The organism is Pseudomonas rhizozeae (genome assembly GCF_031583775.1).
In the GTDB taxonomy this organism is placed as follows: domain Bacteria; phylum Pseudomonadota; class Gammaproteobacteria; order Pseudomonadales; family Pseudomonadaceae; genus Aquipseudomonas.
The window spans coordinates 98,034-113,947 of record NZ_JAVLSB010000049.1; the positions used below are offsets into that span (position 1 = coordinate 98,034).

15 protein-coding genes are annotated in these 15,914 nt (G+C 60.9%); 10 read left to right on the forward strand and 5 right to left on the reverse strand.

The window, feature by feature from the left end; all coding sequences use genetic code 11:
* Nucleotides 1–233 precede the first annotated feature (233 nt).
* The 4 genes from rfbC to RG836_RS17610 all read left to right on the forward strand — a co-directional run bounded on the left by rfbC (nt 234) and on the right by RG836_RS17610 (nt 4,568).
* Nucleotides 234–779 (forward strand): dTDP-4-dehydrorhamnose 3,5-epimerase, encoded by a 546-nt coding sequence (gene rfbC / locus RG836_RS17595; RefSeq protein WP_310847906.1) that lies wholly within the window; start codon nt 234–236, stop codon nt 777–779.
* A gap of 105 nt (nt 780–884) precedes the next feature.
* On the forward strand, nt 885–2,693 hold the full coding sequence (locus RG836_RS17600) for a sensor histidine kinase (RefSeq protein WP_310847907.1): 1,809 nt from the start codon (nt 885–887) through the stop codon (nt 2,691–2,693).
* On the forward strand, nt 2,690–4,075 hold the full coding sequence (locus RG836_RS17605; protein ID WP_310847908.1) for a sigma-54-dependent transcriptional regulator: 1,386 nt from the start codon (nt 2,690–2,692) through the stop codon (nt 4,073–4,075). The genes RG836_RS17600 and RG836_RS17605 overlap by 4 nt, the downstream gene beginning before the upstream one ends.
* Before the next feature lie 37 nt (nt 4,076–4,112).
* Complete coding sequence (locus RG836_RS17610) at nt 4,113–4,568, forward strand: YiiD C-terminal domain-containing protein (RefSeq protein ID WP_310847909.1); 456 nt, start codon at nt 4,113–4,115, stop codon at nt 4,566–4,568.
* 73 nt (nt 4,569–4,641) lie between these two features.
* Here RG836_RS17610 and cysQ read toward each other — a convergent pair whose 3' ends face one another.
* Both cysQ and nudE read right to left on the reverse strand, forming a co-directional pair.
* Nucleotides 4,642–5,469 (reverse strand): 3'(2'),5'-bisphosphate nucleotidase CysQ, encoded by an 828-nt coding sequence (gene cysQ / locus RG836_RS17615; RefSeq protein WP_310847910.1) that lies wholly within the window; start codon nt 5,467–5,469, stop codon nt 4,642–4,644.
* Between the two features lie 8 nt (nt 5,470–5,477).
* The gene (gene nudE, locus RG836_RS17620) at nt 5,478–6,044 is read right to left on the reverse strand and encodes an ADP compounds hydrolase NudE (protein WP_310847912.1); all 567 of its coding nucleotides are present in this window, start codon (nt 6,042–6,044) and stop codon (nt 5,478–5,480) included.
* 87 nt (nt 6,045–6,131) lie between these two features.
* Here nudE and yrfG point away from each other — a divergent pair, with 87 nt between their 5' ends.
* Nucleotides 6,132–6,794 (forward strand): GMP/IMP nucleotidase, encoded by a 663-nt coding sequence (yrfG, locus tag RG836_RS17625; RefSeq protein ID WP_310847914.1) that lies wholly within the window; start codon nt 6,132–6,134, stop codon nt 6,792–6,794.
* Between the two features lie 84 nt (nt 6,795–6,878).
* Here yrfG and lysM read toward each other — a convergent pair whose 3' ends face one another.
* Nucleotides 6,879–7,328, reverse strand: a complete 450-nt coding sequence (lysM, locus tag RG836_RS17630) for a peptidoglycan-binding protein LysM (protein WP_310847916.1) — start codon at nt 7,326–7,328, stop codon at nt 6,879–6,881.
* 139 nt (nt 7,329–7,467) lie between these two features.
* On the opposite strand from lysM, the gene RG836_RS17635 reads away from it, so the two are divergent.
* From RG836_RS17635 to RG836_RS17650, 4 genes are all read left to right on the forward strand, one after another.
* The gene (locus tag RG836_RS17635) at nt 7,468–8,355 is read left to right on the forward strand and encodes a LysR family transcriptional regulator (protein WP_310847918.1); all 888 of its coding nucleotides are present in this window, start codon (nt 7,468–7,470) and stop codon (nt 8,353–8,355) included.
* A gap of 92 nt (nt 8,356–8,447) precedes the next feature.
* On the forward strand, nt 8,448–9,287 hold the full coding sequence (gene fdhD, locus RG836_RS17640; RefSeq protein WP_310847919.1) for a formate dehydrogenase accessory sulfurtransferase FdhD: 840 nt from the start codon (nt 8,448–8,450) through the stop codon (nt 9,285–9,287).
* Nucleotides 9,284–11,632, forward strand: coding sequence for an FdhF/YdeP family oxidoreductase (locus tag RG836_RS17645; RefSeq protein WP_310847921.1), 2,349 nt, complete (start codon nt 9,284–9,286; stop codon nt 11,630–11,632). Before fdhD ends, RG836_RS17645 begins: the two co-directional genes overlap by 4 nt.
* Before the next feature lie 338 nt (nt 11,633–11,970).
* Nucleotides 11,971–12,447 carry a glycine zipper domain-containing protein gene (locus tag RG836_RS17650; RefSeq protein WP_310847922.1) on the forward strand — a complete coding sequence of 159 codons (477 nt, stop codon included), beginning with the start codon at nt 11,971–11,973 and terminating at the stop codon, nt 12,445–12,447.
* A 69-nt stretch (nt 12,448–12,516) separates the two neighbouring features.
* Here the strand turns inward: RG836_RS17650 and RG836_RS17655 are convergent, their stop codons facing one another.
* On the reverse strand, nt 12,517–12,939 hold the full coding sequence (locus tag RG836_RS17655) for an acyl-CoA thioesterase (protein ID WP_310847924.1): 423 nt from the start codon (nt 12,937–12,939) through the stop codon (nt 12,517–12,519).
* Complete coding sequence (locus RG836_RS17660) at nt 12,936–14,159, reverse strand: 3-hydroxyacyl-CoA dehydrogenase (protein WP_310847926.1); 1,224 nt, start codon at nt 14,157–14,159, stop codon at nt 12,936–12,938. Before RG836_RS17660 ends, RG836_RS17655 begins: the two co-directional genes overlap by 4 nt.
* A gap of 202 nt (nt 14,160–14,361) precedes the next feature.
* Here RG836_RS17660 and RG836_RS17665 point away from each other — a divergent pair, with 202 nt between their 5' ends.
* On the forward strand, nt 14,362–15,852 hold the full coding sequence (locus tag RG836_RS17665; protein WP_310847928.1) for a Fic family protein: 1,491 nt from the start codon (nt 14,362–14,364) through the stop codon (nt 15,850–15,852).
* Nucleotides 15,853–15,914 lie beyond the last annotated feature (62 nt).

Below are 15,914 nucleotides of genomic sequence, written 5' to 3' on the forward strand. Positions count from 1 at the left end.
CCCCTGGAGTTTTATCAGGCGCTTATCTCGCCACTGCTGCGGGCGATGCGCAAGTCCCTTATACCGTTCACTGAACAGTCGGCGATGACAGGGCGAGTCCCGCCGCCTGAAAAGAGAACTTTCCTACAGCGTCGTCGAGGCGATCGCGCTCAAGACAACGGCAAGTGGTGCGAGTAGACATTTTGCGCAAGAATGGCCGCCATCTGCCCTGCGCCAACTTTTCGGAGAGAACCATGAATGTAGTCACCACCGACCTGCCCGGTGTTCTGATCATCGAACCCAAGGTGTTTGGTGATGAGCGCGGGTTCTTTTATGAGAGCTTCAACGCCAAGGCTTTCAAAGACGCGACCGGCCTCGACACGCAGTTTGTCCAGGACAACCATTCCCGCTCGCAAAAAGGTGTGCTGCGCGGCTTGCATTACCAGCTGGAAAACACTCAGGGCAAACTGGTTCGCGTAACAGTGGGCGAAGTGTTGGATGTGGCCGTGGACATCCGTCGCAGTTCGCCGCACTTCGGCCAATGGGTCGCGGTGCGTTTGTCGGCCGAGAACCATCGCCAGCTCTGGGTGCCGGAGGGTTTTGCCCATGGCTTTGTCGTGCTGAGCGACCACGCCGAGTTCCTCTACAAGACCACCGATTACTACACGCCGTCGGCCGAGCGCAGCATTCGCTGGGATGATCCGGACCTGGCAATCGATTGGCAGCTTGGCGAAGCCCCGCAATTGTCCGGCAAGGATCAGGCTGCAGCGTTCTTCAAGGACGCCGAAGTTTTTTCCTGAAACGCTGTATGAATCTTCGCCCCGCAGCCCTGCGCGCCGAGGTGCGCAGACTGCGCACGCAAGCCTAGGCATAATGCGCCTGTCCCCCACAGGCGCTGGATGCTCATGACCCCGACTCTCCCCCGCAGACCCCGATGGCGCAGCCTGGCATTGCTCGCGCTGTGCCTCGCCCCGCTGCTGTGGCCGTTGGAGCATCTGGCCGAGCGCTACTACCGCAGCGAACTGGCCGGGCAAAATCGCCAGACCCTCGACCTGTACGTCGCGAACCTGCTGGGCACCCTGCACCGTTATGAAGTGCTGCCGCAGATTCTCGGTGACCTGCCGGCCCTGCGCGCCATGCTCGGTGCGCCGGATGACGGCGTGACCCAGGGCAATGCCAATCGCCTGTTAAAAAATATCAGTGCGCAAACCGGCGCCGAAGTCATGTACCTGATGGACACCAGCGGCAACACCCTGGCCGCCTCCAACTGGGACAAGCACGACAGTTTTGTCGGGCGCAATTTCGCCTTTCGCCCCTATTTCAGCGAGGCCATGGCCGGGCGCTTGGGGCGGTTCTTCGGCTTGGGCACCACGTCGGCCAAGCGCGGCTACTTCTTTGCCGCCGCCGTGCGCGAAGGGGAAAAGGTCATCGGTGTACTGGTTGTCAAAGTCGACCTCGACCATACCGAAAGCCTGTGGGGCAAAACCCCGGAACAACTGCTGCTGACCGATCACAACGGCGTGGTGATCCTGACCTCGCGCCCGGACTGGCGCTTCCGCTCGACCCGGCCATTGACCGATGCCGAGCGCCTGGCGATCACCGCCATCCAGCCGTACCCGACCCGCAATCCCAAGCCGCTCGAAATCAATCCCGACGCCTGGCTGACGCAAACCCAGCAGATTGAAGAAACCGGTTGGAGTGTCAGCATCCTCGCTCCGCGCAGCCTGATCGACCGCCCGGTGCGCACGGTCATGACCATTGGCGGCGGCACCTTGCTCGTAGTGATGCTGCTGCTCGGACTGATGATGCAACGACGCCGGCATTATCTGGAGCGGATCGCCTTCGAAGCCAAAGCCCGACGTGAGCTCGAGGGCCGCGTGGCGGAACGCACCAGCGACCTGGAAGGCCTCAACTGCCGACTTAAACAGGAAGTATTGGAACGCGAGCACGCCCAGCAGGAGCTGGTGCGCGCGCAGGACGATCTGGTCCAGGCCGGCAAGCTCTCGGCGCTGGGCACCATGTCGGCGAGCATCAGCCACGAGCTCAATCAGCCGCTGGCGGCCATTCGCAGCTACGCCGAAAACGCCGAAGTGCTGCTCGATCACCAACGCACCGAAGACGCGCGCGGCAACCTCAAATTGATCAGCGAGCTGACCGGGCGCATGGCTTCGATCATCGCGCACCTGCGTGCTTTTGCTCGCCGCGATCGTCATGCCCCGGAAAGCGTCGCGCTGCAACCTGCCCTCGATGATGCCCTGGCGCTGCTCGCCAAGCGCCGCCGCAGCATGGACGTGGAACTGATCCGCGATTTGCCGGCCGCCACGCTGTGGGTCGAAGCCGGTGAAACCCGTCTGCGCCAGGTGCTCGGCAATCTGCTGGCGAACGCCCTCGACGCGCTGACCGAAAAAGGCCCGCCGCGTAAACTCTGGTTGAGTGCCCAATCCACTGCGGATGGCGTCAACCTGTGCATTCGCGATAACGGCCCGGGGTTCTGCATGGAAGCCCTCGGCCGCGCCAGCGAACCCTTTTACACCACCAAAACGCGTACCCAAGGCCTGGGCCTGGGTCTGGCCATTTGCGAAACCCTGATGCGCGCCTTCGGCGGTGAACTGTCGTTCGCCAACCACAAGGAAGGCGGCGCCCTGATTACCCTGCGGCTGCGTGCTGGTGCGCCCGGGGTCAGCCTGCAACCATCCGAGGACCGTAGTGCATGATCGATAATCGGATTGAAGTGGTGTTGATCGACGATGATCCGCACCTGCGACAAGCCTTGAGCCAGACCCTTGACCTGGCCGGCCTGAAGATTCTGCCGTTGGGCGAGGCGAAGGGCCTGGCCGGACAATTGGAACGCGACTGGCCGGGCGTGGTAGTCAGTGACATCCGCATGCCAGGCATGGACGGTCTTGAGTTGCTCAACGATCTGCACGCCCAGGACCCAGAGTTGCCGGTGCTGCTGATCACCGGTCACGGTGACGTGCCGCTGGCGGTGCAAGCAATGCGCGCCGGCGCCTATGACTTCCTCGAAAAACCTTTCGCCAGCGATGCGCTGCTCGACAGCGTGCGCCGCGCTCTCGCTTTGCGGCGCTTGGTGCTGGATAACCGGAGCCTGCGCCTGGCCCTGAGTGATCGCAACGAACTGAGCACCCGGCTGGTCGGCCAATCGCCGCAGATGTTGCGCCTGCGCGAGCAGATTGGCGCGCTGGCGGCGACCAAAGCTGACGTGCTGATTCTCGGTGAGACCGGCGCCGGCAAAGAAGTGGTGGCGCGAGCACTGCACGATTTGTCGAGCCGCCGGAGCGGGCCGTTCGTAGCCATCAACGCCGGCGCCCTCGCCGAATCCGTGGTGGAAAGCGAGCTGTTCGGCCATGAACCGGGGGCGTTCACCGGGGCGCAAAAACGCCGGATCGGCAAGTTCGAATTCGCTAATGGCGGCACGCTGTTCCTCGATGAAATCGAAAGCATGAGCCTGGACGTGCAGGTGAAATTGCTGCGGTTACTCCAGGAACGAGTCGTCGAGCGCCTGGGCGGTAACCAGTTGATCCCGCTGGACATCCGCATCATCGCCGCCACCAAGGAAGACTTGCGCCAGTCCGCCGATCAAGGGCGCTTTCGCGCCGACTTGTACTACCGCCTCAACGTCGCCCCGCTGCGCATTCCGCCATTGCGCGACCGCGGCGAAGACGCGCTGATCCTGTTCCAGCATTTCGCCGACGAAGCCAGCGCGCGCCATGGCTTGCCGCCCCATGAACTGCAACCGGGGCAACGTGCCTTGCTGCTGCGCCACACCTGGCCGGGCAACGTGCGCGAACTGCAAAACGCGGCGGAGCGCTTCGCCTTGGGCCTGGAGCTGGCCCTGGATAACAATGACCCGGACGGCGGCGTTACCACTACGATCGGTGTGATCAGCGGCGGGCTGAGCGAGCAGGTTGAACACTTCGAGAAGAGTTTGATCGCCGCAGAACTTGCCCGCGCGCACAGTTCGGTGCGCAGTCTCGCCGAAGCCTTGGGTATTCCGCGCAAGACCCTGCACGACAAGTTGCGCAAGCATGGGCTCAATTTCGCAGACGCCAACAGCCACCACGAGGAACAGGAATGAACGTCGCCCCTTGCCCTTTACGCCACGAGACCCGCGCATGAATCGCGACAGTCGTTATCTGGAATCGGTCCTGCACCACGACATCCCCCTGACCCGGGACATGGGCCTGAAAGTGCTGGACTGGAGGGATCAACAGCTACGTCTGCACTTGCCGCTGGACGTCAACGTCAACCACAAGAGCACCATGTTCGGCGGCAGTTTGTATTGCGGCGCAGTGCTGGCAGGGTGGGGCTGGTTGTGTCTGCGCCTGCGCGAGGAAGGCATCGAGGACGGCCACATCGTGATTCAGGAAGGGCAGATCAGCTATCCGTTGCCGGTGACGACCGATGCCGTGGCGATTTGCGACGCGCCGAGTGACAAGGACTGGAAGAAGTTTCTGACCATCTACAAGCGCTACGGTCGGGCACGGCTGACGCTGAGCACCTCGGTGGTCAACAACGGCAGCGAAGAGCTTGCGGTGACCTTCGTCGGCCAATACGTCCTGCACCGCTGAACACCTGTGGCGAGGGAGCTTGCTCCCGCTGGGCTGCGGAGCAGCCCCAATACAAGACCAAAACCGCAACCGGTTAGGCGCGCGCCAATTCCAGCAATTTCCCGCGCCAGGCCGCTTTCGCCGGCAGCGCCAGGAAAAACTCATTGAGCAGTGATTCCCGCGCTGGATACACAAAAGGCTCGCCGTCCAACCCCAGCACTTCACCCCCCGCCCCTTCGAGCACGCCCTGGGCCGCAGCGGTGTCCCATTGCGAAGTCGGCGCCAGGCGCGGGTAGCAGTCTGCCGCGCCTTCAGCGAGCAGGCAGAATTTCAGCGAACTGCCGATATTCGCCAGTTGCAACTCGCCCAGGCTGGCACTCAACCCCGCCAATAAATGCTCTTGCTCGGGGCTGGAATGGCGTCGGCTGGCGACCACGGTGAACGCCTCGCCAGGCCCTGGCACTTCACGGACCTTGATCGGCGCCGGGCTGCTGCCCTGATCGCCACGCCATGCCCCCAGGCCAGCACCGCCGACATAAAAGCGGCCATTGGTCGGCATCGACACCACGCCAAACACCACGCGACCCTGTTCGATCAACGCAATGTTGACGGTGAATTCTTCACTGCCGGAAATGAATTCCTTGGTGCCGTCCAGCGGGTCAACCAGCCACCAGCGCTGCCAACCGGCGCGCACGCTCTGCGGGATATTGGCGTCTTCTTCGGACAGCACCGGGATACTCGGATCCAGCGCGGTCAGGCCGTCGAGGATCAAATGATGCGCGGCCAGGTCAGCGGCGGTGACCGGCGAATCATCGGCCTTCGCGGTCACAGCCACGCCGGAACGCCAGAATGGCAGAATCGCCGCGCCGGCCTTCAGTGCCAACTCGACCACCGGGGCCATCAACGGATGGGGGAACTTCATCGGCCCGCTCATGGCTGAAAGGCCCCGCGCTGGGTCAGCAGGTCACGGGTCAGGTACAGCGCCGCCAAGGCCCGACCTTCGGTGAACTGTGTGTTTTGCGCCAGCGCCGACAATTCACGCAGGTTGACCCGGTCAACGCGCATCGGCTCCGGTTCGTCGCCTTCGAGCCGTTCTTCGTAGAGGTCGGTGGCCAGCACTACCTGGATTTTCTGGCTCATGTACCCGGGCGACAGCGACAGCTCGGTCAGGTGCTCCAACTGCCGGGCGCCAAACCCGGCCTCCTCCTTGAGTTCACGCTCGGCCGCCGCCAGCACGTCTTCGCCCGGCTCGATCAAGCCTTTGGGCAACGACAGCTCATAGGCATCGGTGCCCCCGCAATATTCCTCCACCAGCACCGCGTGCTCGGCGTCGATCATCGCCACAATCATCACCGCGCCATACCCGGCGCCCTTGCCGACCAAACGCTCGTAGGTGCGTTCGACGCCATTGGAAAACCGCAGCTGCAGCTCTTCGACGCAAAACAAGCGGCTGGTGGCGACGATTTCGCGGGCGAGTATTTCGGGTTTCTGGCGCATGGCGGCTCCTTGGCGTGAACGCGCTACTATAACGCGGCTGGTCCGATTGTCTGTGTCGGATATCTTTCAACGCTTGAGACGTTTTTTATGCCTTCACTGCCCTGGCGCGAAATCGATACCGTTCTGCTGGATATGGACGGCACGCTGCTGGACCTGCACTACGACAACCATTTCTGGATGGAGCACCTGCCGCAGCGGTACGCCGAGCTGCACGGTGTCAGCCGCGCCATGGCGGAATTGGAGTTGCTGCCGCTGTTCGAACGCAATGCTGGCCAGTTGCAGTGGTATTGCCTGGATTTCTGGAGCAGCGAACTGAAGTTGCCAGTGCGCGAGCTGAAACTGGAAACCGCGCACCTGATCGCCCTGCGACCGGATGCGGACACCTTTCTGGCGGCGATCAAACAGGCCGGCAAACGCGTGGTGATGATCACCAATGCGCACCGGGATTCGCTGTCGCTGAAGCTGGAGCGGATTGAACTGGCGCTGTACTTCGAACGCCTCATCAGCTCCCACGACTACGGCTTCCCGAAGGAAAACCCGCAATTCTGGGATGCCCTGCAAGCCGATATCGGCTTCGACCCGGCGCGCAGCTTGTTCATTGACGACACCCTGCCGATCCTGCGCAGTGCCAGGCATTTTGGCGTCGCGCACTTGCTGGCGGTGAGCGAACCGGACAGCCGCAAAGGGCCTAAAGACACTGCCGAGTTTGCGGCGGTCGGGGATTATCGGGACTTGATCGCCGGGCTTTAAAGCCCTTGTGGCGAGGGAGCCTGCTCCCGCTGGAGGCCGCAGGACTCCCTAAGCCGACGAGCGCCTCGCCACAGGCTTTTGAAGTTACTCAGGTATCCGCAACACCTGCCCCGGATAAATCTTGTCCGGATGCTGCAGCAACGGTTTGTTGGCTTCAAAAATCTTGTTGTACTTGTTCGGATCGCCATACACACGCTTGGAAATCGCACTCAGCGTGTCGCCCTTCTCCACCGTGACAAACTTCGCCGCCGTGGCAACCGCTCCGGTGACGGTGATCTGATCGTCAACGCCACTGATGCCCGCAACGTTACCCAGCGCCAGAAGGATTTTTTCTTTCTCTTCCTGACTCGCGGCCTCACCAGTGGCGACGACTTTCTCGCCTTCGACTTTCACTTGGATTTTTGAGGTATCGATACCGGTCAGCGCGTCTTGGACGTGCTTGGTCAGTGCTTCGCCATTGGCCTCGGCCTTGTCGGGGGTCAGTGCATCGAGGATTTTTTCACCGGCGTCCTTCAGAAAACTGAAAAGGCTCATTTGTGCTATCTCCATGGCAGTTAATGATGCAGACCCCAAGCCTAGACCAGCCCGGCAACGGGCGATTGCCAGCCGACCAATGACCCCAACCCCGCGCAAGGGCTAGAATCGGCAACCTTGCCCGCGCCCTGGACCGAAGATGGACATCAAGCAGCTCAAATTCCTCATCGCTCTCGACGAAACCCGCCACTTTGGCCAGGCCGCCGCGCGCTGCCACATCACCCAGCCAACCTTGTCCATGCGACTGCGCAGCCTTGAAGAAGAGCTGGACCTGCCGCTGGTCAACCGCGGCCAGCGCTTTGAAGGTTTCACTGCGCCGGGCGAACGTGTGCTGGCCTGGGCGCGCACGGTGCTGGCGGCTTACGACGGTTTGCAGGCCGAAGCCGCAGCCTGTCGCGGCAACCTGGTCGGGACTTTGCGCCTGGGCGTCGTCCCCCTGTCGGACTTCGACCCGCTGACACTGATGCAGCGCCTGCACGCCGAGCACCCGAACCTGCGTTTTGAGCTGTCGGCCCTGAGTTCGGAGCAAATCCTCGAACAACTGGCGAACAATCGCATCGACCTCGGTGTGTCTTACCTCGAACGCTTGGACGGCGAGCGTTTCGACTCCTTGGCGTTCAGCGAAACACGCATGGGCCTGCTGTACGACCAGCGCTTCTACAGCTTCGGCGAGGCGCCGCTGAGTTGGGAGTCGGTCATCGAGCTTCCGCTGGGCATGCTCACCAGCGGCATGCATTTTCGCCAATCCATTGACCACAACTTCCACAGCCGTGGCCTGACTCCGCAGCCGCTGCTGCAAACCGATGCCGTGCATCAATTGTTACAAGCGGTGCACGGCGGCTTATGTTGCGCGGTAATGCCCATGGACGGCGGCCTGGAAAACCTCAACGCCCATTTGCGTCTGCAACCCATTCAAAGCGCCCAGACGCTGGCCCGGCTCGGCTTGATCATGCGGCGCAGCGCGCCGCGCTCGGCGCTGGCAGAGGCTTGCTTTGCGCTCTATCAGAAATCGCCAACCGACACTTGATCGACGTCATCTATCGGTGCATCAGTAATAGCGATTAGACGCGACAGTTTGACGCGCCTAGGCTTAAAGCTGACTAAACCGTCGGTGATGCCATGAACGCCAAGCGCCCCGTCTGCGCGGCGCCCGTTGTCGAAACGACAGCGCCTGTTGCGAGCCAGACCTACCGTTATTGCAATCTCGAACACACTGCTTCGGACAGCACTGCGCTGGCCGAGGAAGTGGCGCTGGCGATCGCCTATAACGGCATCAGCCAAGCGGTAATGCTGGTCACGCCCACTGACCTTGAAGACTTTATCATCGGTTTCAGCCTGGGCAGCGGCATCATCGAAGACGCCAGCGACATTTACGATTTGCAACTCAGCGGCACCGGGTCGGCGCATTACGCGCAAGTGACCATTGCCAACCGCGCGTTCTGGAAACTCAAGACCCAACGTCGGCAATTGGCTGGCACCAGCGGTTGCGGTTTGTGTGGCGTGGAAGCGGTGGAACAGGCGTTGCCCGATCTGCAAGTGCTGCCCGGCGCACCGCTGCCGCCCGCCGAATGGCTCGATGGCCTGCGCCAGCGCATCAGCCAGTTCCAGCCTTTGGGCCAGCACTGCGGCGCGGTCCACGCGGCGGTGTTTATGAACAGCCAGGGCGAATTGCTCTTGGGCCGGGAAGACATCGGCCGGCACAACGCCCTCGACAAGCTGATCGGTGCGCTGATCCGCCAGGACATCCCGACCGCCGGCGGCCTGGCGATTGTCACCAGCCGTTGCAGCCTCGAACTCATACAAAAAGTGTTGCGCGCCGGCATCCAGACCCTGGTCAGCCTGTCGTCGCCTACCGGTCTGGCCCTGCAATGGGCGCGCCGGCATAACCTCAATCTCATTCACCTGCCGCAGAAAAGTGCGCCGCGGGTTTATAGCCCTGCGATGGAGAACCAAGCGTGAGCCAACATCATCAAGCCGACCAGAAACCCGTCCCTCGCTATAAGCCCTATAAAGGCCCAGCCGGTGGTTGGGGTGCGTTGATCAGCGTGGCCCAAGCCTGGTTGACCAGCGACAACGCGCTGAAAAACCTGCGCATGATGCTCAAGACCAACCAGAACGGTGGCTTCGACTGCCCGGGTTGTGCCTGGGGCGATTCGCCGGAAAGCGGCATGGTCAAGTTCTGCGAGAACGGCGCCAAGGCAGTGAACTGGGAAGCCACCAAGCGCCGGGTCGACGCCAAGTTTTTCGCCAAGCACAGCGTCACTTCGTTGCTGGAGCAGAGCGACTACTGGCTTGAATACCAGGGCCGCCTGACCGAGCCGTTGAGCTACGACGCCGAAACCGATCGCTACAAACCCATCAGTTGGGACGCCGCGTTCGCCTTGATCGGCAAGCACTTGAAAGGCCTGTCGAGCCCGGACCAGGCGGAGTTCTACACCTCTGGCCGCGCCAGCAACGAAGCGGCGTACCTGTACCAGTTGTTCGTCCGCGCGTTCGGCACCAACAATTTCCCTGATTGCTCGAACATGTGCCACGAGGCCAGCGGCGTGGCATTGGCGCAAAGCGTCGGTGTCGGCAAAGGCACCGTGACCTTCGATGATTTCGAACACGCAGATGCAATTTTCGTCTGGGGCCAGAACCCCGGCACCAACCACCCGCGGATGCTCGAGCCCTTGCGCGAAGCGGTGAAGCGCGGTGCGCAAGTGGTCTGCATCAACCCGCTCAAAGAGCGTGGCCTGGAACGTTTCCAGCATCCGCAGCATCCGCTGGAAATGATCACCAACGGCGACAAGCCGACCAACACCGCGTACTTCCGCCCGGCACTCGGCGGCGACATGGCGGTGCTGCGCGGCATGGCCAAGTTCCTGCTGCAATGGGAGCGCGACGCGCAGAAGGCCGGCGCGCCAGCGGTGTTTGATCACGACTTCCTCAATGAACACAGCGTCAACGTTCTGGAGTACCTGGGCACTATCGACGACACCCCGTGGGAGCAGATCGTCGAGCAGTCCGGCCTGACCCTGGTGGAGATCGAGCAAGCGGCGCGCATGTACGCCAAGGGCAAGAACGTGATCATGTGCTGGGCGATGGGCATTACCCAGCACCGTCACTCGGTACCGACCATCCAGGAAATCGCCAACCTGATGCTGCTGCGCGGCAACATCGGCCGGCCGGGCGCGGGCCTGTGCCCGGTGCGTGGCCACAGTAACGTGCAGGGCGACCGCACCATGGGCATTAACGAGCGTCCGCCGGTGGCGTTCCTCGATTCCCTGGAGCGTCGCTTCCAGTTCAAGGTGCCGCGCGACAACGGCCACAACGTGGTGGAAGCGATTCACGCCATGGCCGAAGGCCGGGCGAAGGTCTTTATCGCGTTGGGCGGCAACTTCGCCCAAGCGACCCCGGACAGCCATCGCACCTTTGCCGCCCTGAAAAATTGCGACCTGACCGTGCAGATCAGCACCAAGCTCAACCGCAGTCACCTGGCGCACGGCAAAGACGCGCTGATCCTGCCGTGCCTGGGCCGTACCGACATCGATATCCAGACCGAAGGCCCGCAAGCGGTCACCGTGGAAGACTCGTTCAGCATGGTGCATGCCTCCAACGGTCAATTGCAGCCGCTGTCGAACCAGATGCGCTCCGAGCCAGCCATCCTCGCCGGTATCGCCGCTGCGACGCTGGGCAGCACACCGGTGGACTGGAACTGGCTGGTGGCCGACTACAGCCGCATTCGCGACCTGATCGCCGACACCATCCCGGCCTTCAAGGACTTCAACGAGAAGATCAAGAACCCGGGCGGTTTCTACCTGGGCAACAGCGCCGGCGCACGCAAGTGGAACACGCCGTCGGGCCGGGCCAATTTCCGTCCGAACGTGTTGCCTAAAGATTTGGTGCATGAGCGCACTCGGGCTACGGGCGTACTGCCGGACCTGATCATGCAGTCGATGCGCTCCCACGATCAGTACAACACCACCATTTATGGCCTCGACGACCGCTATCGTGGGGTCAAGGGCCAGCGTGACGTGCTGTTCGCCAACGAAGCCGACATCATTCGCCTGGGCTTCAAGCCGGGTCAGAAGGCTGACATCGTGTCGATCTGGGACGATGGCCGCGAGCGTCGGGTCAAGGGCTTCACCTTGCTGGCATTCGATATCCCGGCCGGGCAGGCAGCGGCGTATTACCCAGAGGTCAACCCATTGGTGCCGCTGGAAAGTACTGGGGACGGCAGCCACACGCCAACCTCGAAATTCGTCGCGATCCGTCTGGAAGCGGCGAGTGAGAGCGGGTTGATCATGGCCAAGTCGGCCTAATGTTTTAACCGGTCAAGTGTCTTCGCGAGCAGGCTCGCTCCCACATTGGAGTTGTGCGTAATGCAAAACCACGGTGGGAGTGAGCCTGCTCGCGAAAGCGTCAGCACACTCACCCAATTTTCCGTTGCTGACACTTTTCCTCCGCCCACAAAAAAGGCCGTTTTCCTATGAAAACGGCCTATGCGAAGTAGTAAAAGACCTGCTAAAAAACCTTAAGTTCCAACCGCAAAACAATAACTTAGGGAATTGTGTACAAGTCGTGTTACTCGTCGGATTTCGATTGTAAGCCCAACGCTACAAGCGTCAGGATCGCGCCGTCATCCCTTTGAGGCTCCTCTATGAAGTTCTCCTCGATTCTCTTGTTGTCCCTTGGCCTGGTCAGTGGCTTCGCTTCTGCCGGAGGCACCACCGAAGCAGGCGTGGGCGGCGCATTGGGCGGGGTTCTTGGCTCGGTCGTCGGTCAATCGCTGGGCGGTAACACCGGTTCCACCATTGGCGCGGCCCTGGGCGGCGCAGGTGGTAGTGCGGTCGGCGCAGACAAACGCAGCCGTGGCGAAGCGGCCATTGGCGGTGCGTTGGGCGCAGCCGGCGGTAACGTGGTCGGTCGCAGCCTTGGGGGCAGCACCGGCAGCCTGATCGGCTCCGCAGCCGGTGGTGGCGCAGGCGGCGCACTGGGCAACTACATGGGCAACAAGAGCGATGACGACGATCGCCACAGCCGCGACAACCGCCGCTACTACCGCGACGATCATCGCCGTGATCGCGGTCACCACTACGGTCATCGCAAGCATCACAAGTATTACCGTCACCGCTGAGGCCTGATCCCTCCAGCAGTCACGCTTGAACAAAAAATCGCAGCGCCCCCGAGCTGCGATTTTTTTTGCCTACTCGACGACCAGTCGCTCCATCGCGCTGCGCAATCCAGGCGGGATCGGCACTGGCTGATTGCTCGCCCGATCAACGAAGACGTGCACAAACCGCCCCGCCGCGCAGGCATCGTCTTCGCCTATCTTGAACACCGCCAACTCGTACTGCACCGAACTGTTGCCCAGTTTGCCGACGCGCAAACCGATCTCGATCCGCTCGGGAAACGCGATGGACGCGAAGTAATCGCAAGATGAACTCACGACGAAACCCACTACCTCGCCGTCATGAATATCCAGCCCACCGACCTGGATCAGATAGGTGTTCACCGCCGTGTCGAAGAAGCTGTAATAGGTCACGTTGTTGACATGACCGTAGGCGTCGTTGTCATGCCAACGCGTGGTGATCGGTTGGAAGTGGCGGTAGTCGCTGCGCTGGTTCATGCGGCGAACCCTTTGCCCTGCGCCGCCAGTTCGTTGATCAAACGGGCCGGTGCCCAGTGATCGCCCTGACGGGTCTCAAGGTCCAGCAGTCGCCGATGGATCTCGGCCAGCCCTTGCTGATCCGCCCACGCCATCGGTCCGCCCTTATCCGCCGGGAAGCCGTAGCCGTTGAGGTAGACCCGGTCGATATCGTGGGACGAACCGGCGATCCCTTCCTCGAGGATTTTCGCGCCTTCATTCACCAACGCCAGCAGGCAGCGCTCAAGAATTTCCTCGGGGCCGATCTCCCGACGATGGAAACCCAGTCCCTCGCTGACGCTCAGCACCAGCGCATCGACTTCGGGATCATGTTCGGCCTGACGGCTGCCAGGCTCGTAATGGTAATAGCCGTTGCCGCTCTTCTGGCCAAAGCGTCCGAGTTCACACAGACGATTATCCACCTGCACCTCAGGCGCATCCTGGCCCTCGCCTGCCAGTTCTCGCGCCCGCCATTGCAGGTCGATGCCGACCACATCAAACATACGGAACGGCCCCATGGCGAAACCGAAGGCTTGCAGCGCGGCGTCCACCTGCTGCGGATAAGCGCCTTCCAGCAGCATCTTGCGTGCCTCCAGCACGTAGGTATTGAGCATGCGGTTGCCGATGAAGCCCCGGCAGTTGCCGGCCACCACGCTGACCTTGCCCATGCGCGTGCCCAGGGCCAGCGCCGCATCGAGCACCGCCGGGGCGGTCTGCGCACCGCGCACCACTTCCAGCAACTTCATGATGTGCGCCGGGCTGAAGAAATGCAGACCCAGCACCTGCTGCGGCCGCTGGGTGACGGCGGCAATGGCATCGATGTCCAGCTCCGAGGTGTTGCTGGCCAAAATCGCCCCCGGCTTCAACACGCCATCCAGCTCACGGAAGATCCGCTGCTTTAGCTCAAGGTTCTCGTACACCGCTTCGATCACCAGATCGACGTCACGAATCGCCGCGTAATCCGCCGCCACCCTCACCCGCGCGATCCGCGCATCCGCCTCGGCCTGATCGATGCGCCCCTGCCGCACGTTATGCGCGTAGGTCTCGGCCACCGCAACCAAGGCTTGTTCAAGCATCTGCGGATTATTGTCGACCCACTGCACCGGCACGCCCGCATTGGCCAGGCACATCACAATGCCCCGGCCCATGGTGCCGGCACCGATCACCGCCGCGCGTTGGATATCGAAGGATGTCTGGCTCATCGTTAGCTCTCTTGTTGGCGATCCGAAGACAGCGATCACCTTAGTCAGGCCCGCCTGGTTTTTGAAATTTATTCGTGTGATGGGGGACATTCAGGGGATGGATGCGACTGGGCCGCTCGTAAAAATTTTCTAGTAGAAATTAGCGGTTTTAAAAAAAATCCTGCCGTGGTAAAAAAAATTTGGCCTGAAGGGAGTCGTTGAGATGGGAAACAAAGTGGGATATGCCTATTTGCTGGATGCAATGGGTTTGAAGGCTATCGCGGTGAAGCGGCCAGCAATGGTTAAACCCGTCACTCGGGTGGAGAAAACAGGCGGTGCTCTGTCTGTACCACCCAATCTGGCGCCTGCTGAACATGACTTTCTCGCACACATCATGTTTGCGCTGAAGCATGAAGGCGTCAATCTCTCGATTCTTGCCCAAGCCCTGCCAGCCATTGATGGACAGACCCTTGTCACCGCCATTCAGGAATCGCCAAGCAGCGCCTACTTGCGCAAGATTTGTTTTCTATGGGAGTTCTTTTCAGGGCGGCTGCTGGACTACGCAGACAACCCACGCGGCAGCGCGACGTTTTTGTTTGATCCAGAAAGTTACGTCACCGGCCCCGCTATCAGAAACACACGCTGGCGAGTGGACTTCAACGGACTCGGAACACTGCAGTACTGCGCCACAGTCGAACGTACTGAAGAAATCCAGTCTCTGCTGGATTACAACGTACTCAACCGCTCGAAAACGTTCATCGACTCTTTGCCCAAGGAGATGATGGATCGGGCTATCAACTGGGCGTACCTGAGTGAAACTGAAAACTCATTCGCGATCGAAAAAGAAGCGCCCAGCGAGCAGAAATCTCAGCGATTCATACAATTGCTGAGACAAGCGCATGAACGAAAGCCTCTCACTGAAGAATATCTGGTCGCGCTGCAAAACAGCGCGATCTCAAATCCCTACGATCTGGCGGTAGCTTTCAGGCACGAACAAAACCACTTGAGTAACGCGCTGCGAGGGTCTGCCGGGGTCACCTACGTACCGCCCGACCCGGCTCTGTGCCGGGAGCTCATGGAGCAGTTGATGGCGTTCGCAAACACGGCGCCAGAACAACTCGATCCACTCGTGGCAGCCGCTGTCGCTTCGTTCGGCTTTGTGTTTCTGCACCCTTTCATGGATGGCAACGGGCGCCTGTCGCGGTTCCTGATCCACCTTGCGTTGTGCCGTAGTGGCGCCCTTGAAAATGGCCTGTTGTTACCTGTTTCAGTGGCAATGAAACGTGAAGAAGCACGGTACCTGCAAGCCTTGCAAAGCTTTTCGAAACCCGCACGAGACTTCTGGGACGTGCGATGGATCAATGCAGAAACCATGACATTCAAGTTCACTGGCAATTCAAGTATCTACCGATATTGGGACGCCACCGAATGCGTAGCCTTTACCTTGGAAATGGCAAAGCGGGCCCTGGAAGTCGAACTGAAAGTTGAAACCGACTTTCTGCAGCGGTTCGATACGCTCGTCAAAATCGTCAACGAACACTATGACGTTCGAGGCCCCTTGTTAGCGCGACTGGTCATGCAGTGCTTGGATCAAAACGGAGTTGTGTCCAAAGGCCGTCGAAAGCAATACCAAAACATGATCCAAGAGGAAGTTTTCGATTTTCTTGAACAGCACGCTCAGGCGTTGCTTGCAGAGGCTTATGGGGAGCCTTAACCATAGGATGGTCCCAAAGGGGTCTCGCACCGGTCCAGAGAAGTACGCGTGCATTTTTTCGG

What these genes read in the sequence shown, in the direction of transcription:
- rfbC (WP_310847906.1), top strand. Translation starts at nt 234, where the DNA reads ATGAATGTAGTCACCACCGACCTGCCCGGTGTTCTGATCATCGAACCC.
- RG836_RS17600 (WP_310847907.1), top strand. Translation starts at nt 885, where the DNA reads ATGACCCCGACTCTCCCCCGCAGACCCCGATGGCGCAGCCTGGCATTG.
- RG836_RS17605 (WP_310847908.1), top strand. Translation starts at nt 2,690, where the DNA reads ATGATCGATAATCGGATTGAAGTGGTGTTGATCGACGATGATCCGCAC.
- RG836_RS17610 (WP_310847909.1), top strand. Translation starts at nt 4,113, where the DNA reads ATGAATCGCGACAGTCGTTATCTGGAATCGGTCCTGCACCACGACATC.
- cysQ (WP_310847910.1), bottom strand. Translation starts at nt 5,469, where the DNA reads ATGAAGTTCCCCCATCCGTTGATGGCCCCGGTGGTCGAGTTGGCACTG.
- nudE (WP_310847912.1), bottom strand. Translation starts at nt 6,044, where the DNA reads ATGCGCCAGAAACCCGAAATACTCGCCCGCGAAATCGTCGCCACCAGC.
- yrfG (WP_310847914.1), top strand. Translation starts at nt 6,132, where the DNA reads ATGCCTTCACTGCCCTGGCGCGAAATCGATACCGTTCTGCTGGATATG.
- lysM (WP_310847916.1), bottom strand. Translation starts at nt 7,328, where the DNA reads ATGAGCCTTTTCAGTTTTCTGAAGGACGCCGGTGAAAAAATCCTCGAT.
- RG836_RS17635 (WP_310847918.1), top strand. Translation starts at nt 7,468, where the DNA reads ATGGACATCAAGCAGCTCAAATTCCTCATCGCTCTCGACGAAACCCGC.
- fdhD (WP_310847919.1), top strand. Translation starts at nt 8,448, where the DNA reads ATGAACGCCAAGCGCCCCGTCTGCGCGGCGCCCGTTGTCGAAACGACA.
- RG836_RS17650 (WP_310847922.1), top strand. Translation starts at nt 11,971, where the DNA reads ATGAAGTTCTCCTCGATTCTCTTGTTGTCCCTTGGCCTGGTCAGTGGC.
- RG836_RS17655 (WP_310847924.1), bottom strand. Translation starts at nt 12,939, where the DNA reads ATGAACCAGCGCAGCGACTACCGCCACTTCCAACCGATCACCACGCGT.
- RG836_RS17660 (WP_310847926.1), bottom strand. Translation starts at nt 14,159, where the DNA reads ATGAGCCAGACATCCTTCGATATCCAACGCGCGGCGGTGATCGGTGCC.
- RG836_RS17665 (WP_310847928.1), top strand. Translation starts at nt 14,362, where the DNA reads ATGGGAAACAAAGTGGGATATGCCTATTTGCTGGATGCAATGGGTTTG.